Here is a 6,161-nt window from a genome sequence, read left to right as displayed (position 1 = left end):
ATATTGATTCCATGGCTTTATGCCTCCCAATTTAAAACTATTAAATTTGTCTAAATATCTGCGGAATGTGGGTTTTATTACTCATTTGTTTGCTACTGAGGGGCTGACTTTCTGGGACGTTAGCTGTAATTCTAGCTGGCTGAATTAATAGAGTTGGTTGTTTTGTATTCGATTAGTTTGCTCTGCTGCCCCAGCAATCGGCGCTGGTGAAACTGGATTTGACCTTGTAGCTGGGGAAATTTGGCTAATACGCAAGACAAAGCGTAGATGGCAGCGTCTTTAGTGGCGATATCCCGATGCTTTATATAATAGTTATAGGTGCGATAGGCTGCTAAGGGGTAGCCACTCAATAGTAACAAGCTCCAGCCTTTTGTCGGCCATGTCATTGCCAAGGCTAGGGCTGGTAAGACTAAGCCCCAAAACCAGGTGCTTCGGGTTTCTTTGACCCAATGGCGCTCTGGTTCGCTTCCGTGCATCCAGGAACCCTCGGCATAGGCGTGACCCGCTCTTTGAGCCCGCTTCCACCACTGAGCGAAACTGGTCATTTGCGCGTCGTGCAGGGTCATTTCTGCGTCTAAGCGGAGGATTTTCCCACCTTTTTGGCGCAACCGCACGCACATTTCTGGTTCTTCGCCGGCGATGAGTGCCGGATTGAAACCGCCGACTTGCTGAAATGCTGCGGCGCGCATCATGAAATCGCCACCGCAGGCTTTGGTTTCGCCGATGGGGGTATCCCACTCGATGTCGCACAGTTGGTTGTAGATGGTGGCTTCGGGGTATCGTTCGCGCCTGCGCCCGCACACTGCTGCTACGTTGGGTTTGGCTGTGAGTTCGCTGTAGGCTCGATCGATCCATCCATCAACTACTTCGCAGTCACCGTCCACAAATTGGACAAATTCGATGTCTGGTGCTAGTTCCAGCAAGCGAGCAAAGCCTTCGTTTCTGGCGCGTGCTGCGGTAAACGGTATAGATAAGTCTAGTTCTACTGTATCGGCTCCGAGCGATCGGGCTAACTCTAGGCTACCGTCTGTTGAGCCGGAATCGACATAGATGACGCGGGCAACTTTGTCTATGGCCGAGACTAGGCATTGGCCGAGCCGCTGCCCTTCATTTCGTCCGATCGCTACTAATCCAATTTGTTTCAAGGTTTACCTCTTGAATTTTACGCCTAATAATATTTGATTTTTTGTCCTGCAACTACACCCACTTTACCATACCACATACGAATAATTTTCTGTTTTCAGATGTTACTACCAGATAACTATGATGAGGAGGGAAATTATAAATGGTAAAGATAGCTTGTTTGTTTGGCATCACTGTCAAAATCCGGGAGTTACTCATATATTTCTTTCATTATGCCAACAGTGGACGGAACCGGAATTGCAGGGCAGCATGATAGTTCCGAGTTGCGCCCCCCGTGTCGCAGACCTAATCTTGTTGAGGCAGTTCCTAGAGTTCTCCAATGGTTTTATCAGCCAACTCCCGATGCTCCTAGAGCTAAACCAGAGAAAAGTTTTATGCAAAAACTCAAAGATTATGATGTCGCTTATTTGTGACCCCCCACTTCATTAGAAACCTTAAGAAAAGTTAAGAATGAGGGCAAAAATATTTTCGTCCAACGATTTAACTGCCATACACGGAAGGCAAAAAGGATTCTTGACGATGCTTTGCATCTCTTAGGAGTGCAGCCCCAACACAGAGTTACTGACAATATGATCCAGCGAGAAGATCAAGAAATAAGTCTGGCTGATTTGATTTTTTGTCCCAGTCCAGAGGTAAGAAAATCTTATCTCGAATCAGGAGTTCCAGATCGCAAATTGATCTCAACCAGTTATGGCTGGTCTCCAAAGCGTTTTGCGGATATTTCGCAAAAGAAGTTGGTGTCAGAAACTCTTACTGTTTTGTTGGTGGGATCTATTTGCGTTAGGAAAAACGTTCACTTGCTTTTACTGGCGTGGAAAAAATCAGGAATTCAAGGCAGACTGCCACTTTAGGGAAAGAGGTAAGGGACCCTTCCAGAAATTTGTAAAGATATTTTAGACCGCTCTGACGTGATTTATCAAGATTACACCAGCAATATTGCCTTGGCTGATCGCGAAGCTGACTTTTTGGCTTTTCCCAGTTTGGAAGAAGGCAGTCCGCTGGTTACTTATGAAGCGATGGCTAACGGTTTGCCAGTTTTAACTTCACCTCTGGGAGGGGGTAGCGTTATCCGAGATGGTAAAGATGGCATAATTGTTTCGCCCTATGATGAAAAAGCGCTAGTCGCAGGCTTGCAACATTTAGCTGGTTGTGCCCTGTTGCGGCTTCGGATGAGTGACTCTGCCCGCGAGCGGGCACAGGAATTTACGTGGGAAAAAGTTGCACGGAGGCGCGCTGAGTTGGTACTCGAAAGATTGAAACCCGCTGGAAAAGTGAGGGGGAAAACTTGAGGTTTTGGGCGCTCCCGCAACTAAAAGCCACGGGTTTTTGTTATTTTTTAAATCCCACATCCTAGCTGTTGGCAACCAATCCACTTTTTTTCAATTTTTACTTGTTAAATTCAACTACTGAGTAGTTATTGTAATTTAATAAAAGTCGAGCTAATTTGCTATTTTTTATGCGACTTCTATAATTTTTATCATAGTTTATGGGTCTTGCTTTCGATGATTTTTGCTGGAATTCCGAGTGCGGTTGCACCTGGTGGCACGTCACAAATCACCACAGCATTAGCACCAATCAAAGCATGATCGCCGCTCGTTACGGAGCGAATAATTTTCGCTCCTGCACCGATATCGACGTGACCGCCGATTTTGACATGACATCAGCAACAATTTTCACCTGTTGAAGAATCAGACAGTTAGGGTCAATGCAAGCACTGGGATGAATGACAATCCCATTAGGATGAGGCAGCAGCAGTCCTCCTTGTATGTGGCAGTTTAAAGGGATGTCTGTAGCAGTTACAACGCTCCAGAATCGATACTCGATGATGTTCAAACGGCATAAAAAATAGCCTAAAATCCCACCCTGCTTCTGCCACTTTTGATAGTTGCGGATAGATTTGAGCAGTTGGCGACTGGGTTCCCACCACTTGCTAGATTTTTCGCGGCTCCAGTCTGCTTCTGTAGCAGAAAGGATTGGCTTAGTGATTGACTCAACCATTGTTTGTGCAATATTTTGATGAAGTTGACAATTGTGCTTATTTGTGAATTTTAGCTTAACAGGCATCTCTAACTTGAGTAGGTAGATTGATTGAATCTCCGCAGAGTTATAGGAGGAAGAAAAAGGCACAAGGAAGACAATGATTTAAGTATTGTTTTCAGCAGGGCGGGATTTGATAATTTTGGCTGGGATACCAACGGCAGTTTGACCGGCTGGAATGTCTGATAAAACTACAGCATTGGCACCGATATTTACGTCGTCTCCCAAGTTTACTTTTCCGAGGATTTTTGCACCAGCCCCGACGTTCACCCGATCGCCCAATTGAGGGGATTCTAGCGGTTTGTCCAAATAGCGGTTTCCCAACGTTACACCTTGGCGGATAATGCAGTCGTCGCCGATTTTACAATATCCGTGAATAATAATAGCGTTTTGATGTTCAATCACCACGCGACGACCGAGCTTCACAGTGTAAGGCAAATCTATCCCGTAACTATTGCGGACTTTTCGGTAGAGCGATCGATAAATAATGCTCAAAGGAGCTCGCAGTAATTTCGGTTCTACCTGCATTCTCCAGACGCCAAAACGCTGCACTGCTACGGCGCGAAATCCCGGTTTTGTCCAATCTCGACCATGAGCAATCCAGTCTTCTTTAATTTGCTGCCACAATCCCAGCCTGGCTTCTTCTACTTGATTTTCACTCGTGATTAAGTTTTGCTCAATTACCATAAGCTCTAATTCACACTATTTCTTGTTTACTCTATTGCTAGATGCCGACGATGTTAATGGGTATATCAGGTTTTTGAGAAAGGAGCAATCCGGTTTTATTGATCGAGAATACTAATTTCTAGGCTGCATCATAAAATATTTTCCTTGCCTAGGTTAACCTGGTTTAGTTGGCTTTGACCGATTTACCAACTCCCTTTAAAAGTTTTTGGATTTTTCAATCTTACCCCCCTTAAAAAATACACTATTTAATACAAAATCCCTCAGCAATTGTGGTGGATCGCCATCTGGTTTGCCTTGAAGTACGCGGCGCACCCTCCAAGCTGCAAAACCCGAAGCCCAAGATACATCAGTTAATGCTGTGTAAACCAAGCCGTAGTTTTTGATAAAGTACCTACGCCGGGAATCAAACCAATAGGTAGGCAGCCGCTTGGCGGGCTTTTTGGTGTCAGTGACGCCTGAGCTTTGGCCGACTAAGTGCACAACGCGACTTTCGGGTACGTACCAGCAACTCCAGCCAGCTTTGTTCGCTTGCAGACAAAAGTCCATTTCTTCGCAGTACATGAAATAAGCTTCATCCATCAAGCCAATCTTTTCAAATACTTCGCGACGGACGATCATGCTGGCTCCAGCTACCCAATCAGTTTGACAGGTTTCTTGGGAAATGGGAGGCGCTGCGGTCCAGTTGGCTAATAACTTCGATATAAAGCCTGTCCGCCAACCAAAATCGAGTTCGGTCAAGATGTTGTGAAACCGAAAAGCTGACTCCTGGGGCGTGCCGTCGGGGTCTTCCAAGCGGCTGCCGGCGATTCCGGCTTCGGGATGAGTGTCCATGAAATCGACCAAGGCTTTTAAGGCACCGGGGCGAACTATGGTGTCTGGGTTGAGCAGCAGGAAGTAAGGGGGGGGATTGGTGGATTGGAGGGCGGGACGGATCAGGGCGTTGTTGCCGAAGGCAAATCCGCCGTTACGGTCTAGGGGAACGAAGGATGCCCATTCATTCCAGCCTTCTGAGGCGATCGCACTACTAATTTCTTCGACGGATCGATCGCCTGAAGCATTGTCGCCAACTACAACTCGCATACCGGGCAGCGATTGGACTTCGCTAACTAGAGAGCGCAAGCAGTCAATTGTCAAACTAGAGGTTCGGTAGTTAACAATGACAACCAGCAGTGGATAGGGATGATTGGACTCGCTGGCCTTCGACATAAGTACCGTTGTTTGTGTAACAACTTTTTAGCTCAAGTTGTACCGATCTGGCAAGCTGGAGCGATCGCCCGCAGTGCAGGTATCGCCTACTTTTTTAATTGCTCCAACATCATTAACAAAAGCTGCCACCGCTGCCGGTGCATTTCTTCGTGAGTCAGGCTGCGAGCCTTGTTCAGAGCTGCCATGCCCATATTTTGAAGTAGGTTCAAGTTTTCTCCCGACTGTTTGAGCAAGTTTGCTAAAGCAACGGGGTCATTGCAATTAGCGATCGAACCTGTGATGCCGTTTTCGATGCAGTCGCGGAGTCCGGCTGTGTTGTTTGCCAGTACAGGTACGGCCTGGGAATAAGCATCGTATACGATTCTGGGCTGCTCGTCCGAGATGCTGGGAACCACAACAGCATGATATTGTTGCAGCCGCCCGAAGAATTCTCTGCCGTAAGGAATAGTTCCCAAAAGTTCGATTTGTACCGATTTTTGCATCGCCTTGCCTGCTGCTTGGCAGTTGCTTAACAGTTCGCCTTCACCTAGTATGTCCAGCTTGACGGCAATGTTTTGCTCGTCCAAGATTTTCATTGCTTCTAGGAGAACTAACAAGCCTTTATTGGGATGCAATCTGCCCGCAAATAGAATTTTTAGTTGTTTGGGCGAGGCTGACAGTTTTTCCTGCCATATTTTAGTCGCCTCTGCTTCCGAAATGATATTTTCTTCATCTATCCACGAAGCGTGAATTATGTGACTTTTGTTGTGTCGTTTTTTTAATAAACTTTGCTGATATTCTCCCTGTGTAAAGATTGTCAAGTCGGCGCTGTTTATGCACCAGCGATTCAATGTTTCGTATATGTAAGCTTGAATTTTGGCTTTAATGCTGGCAGGGGTGCCCGGTGGCAGCCGCCACGGTGCGGACTCGACTACGAGCAGGTATCGTTTCCGCTGTATCAGGACTATTGGCGTCACTAACCATGCCATCGGAATCGGCCAGCCTGCTACGCCGCTATGTACGATATCTGAAGGGTAGTGATAAATATGTAGTGATTAGATATTCATTTGCTCAAAACATAGTTGTAATGATGAATAAAATACCAAATA

Annotated in this window: 7 protein-coding genes; 2 read left to right on the top strand and 5 right to left on the bottom strand. The window is 46.3% G+C overall.

Features of this window, described 5'->3' with window-relative positions:
- Positions 1-131: 131 nt before the first annotated feature.
- The gene (locus QUB11_RS30570; RefSeq protein ID WP_333207426.1) at positions 132-1,145 is read right to left on the bottom strand and encodes a glycosyltransferase family 2 protein; all 1,014 of its coding nucleotides are present in this window, start codon (positions 1,143-1,145) and stop codon (positions 132-134) included.
- Between the two features lie 567 nt (positions 1,146-1,712).
- Here QUB11_RS30570 and QUB11_RS30565 point away from each other — a divergent pair.
- Positions 1,713-1,994: a hypothetical protein gene (locus QUB11_RS30565; protein ID WP_333207424.1), complete on the top strand. Its 282-nt coding sequence runs from the start codon at positions 1,713-1,715 to the stop codon at positions 1,992-1,994.
- Between the two features lie 57 nt (positions 1,995-2,051).
- A complete protein-coding gene (locus tag QUB11_RS30560) occupies positions 2,052-2,432 on the top strand; it encodes a glycosyltransferase family 4 protein (protein WP_333207423.1) in 381 nt (126 codons plus the stop codon).
- A gap of 307 nt (positions 2,433-2,739) precedes the next feature.
- Here the strand turns inward: QUB11_RS30560 and QUB11_RS30555 are convergent, their stop codons facing one another.
- The 4 genes from QUB11_RS30555 to QUB11_RS30540 all read right to left on the bottom strand — a co-directional run bounded on the left by QUB11_RS30555 (position 2,740) and on the right by QUB11_RS30540 (position 6,041).
- Positions 2,740-3,207 carry a hypothetical protein gene (locus QUB11_RS30555; protein WP_333257896.1) on the bottom strand — a complete coding sequence of 156 codons (468 nt, stop codon included), beginning with the start codon at positions 3,205-3,207 and terminating at the stop codon, positions 2,740-2,742.
- A 78-nt stretch (positions 3,208-3,285) separates the two neighbouring features.
- On the bottom strand, positions 3,286-3,867 hold the full coding sequence (locus QUB11_RS30550; RefSeq protein WP_333207420.1) for a serine acetyltransferase: 582 nt from the start codon (positions 3,865-3,867) through the stop codon (positions 3,286-3,288).
- Positions 3,868-4,062: 195 nt separating this feature from the next.
- Entirely contained in the window at positions 4,063-5,073 is a 1,011-nt protein-coding gene (locus QUB11_RS30545) for a glycosyltransferase family 2 protein (protein ID WP_333207419.1), read from the bottom strand.
- Positions 5,074-5,159: 86 nt separating this feature from the next.
- Positions 5,160-6,041 carry a glycosyltransferase gene (locus QUB11_RS30540; RefSeq protein WP_333207417.1) on the bottom strand — a complete coding sequence of 294 codons (882 nt, stop codon included), beginning with the start codon at positions 6,039-6,041 and terminating at the stop codon, positions 5,160-5,162.
- Between the last annotated feature and the right edge of the window lie 120 nt (positions 6,042-6,161).

Source organism: Microcoleus sp. B6-A1 (genome assembly GCF_036705085.1).
Classification (GTDB): domain Bacteria; phylum Cyanobacteriota; class Cyanobacteriia; order Cyanobacteriales; family Microcoleaceae; genus Microcoleus.
This window is presented reverse-complemented; position numbering and strand designations above follow the sequence as displayed.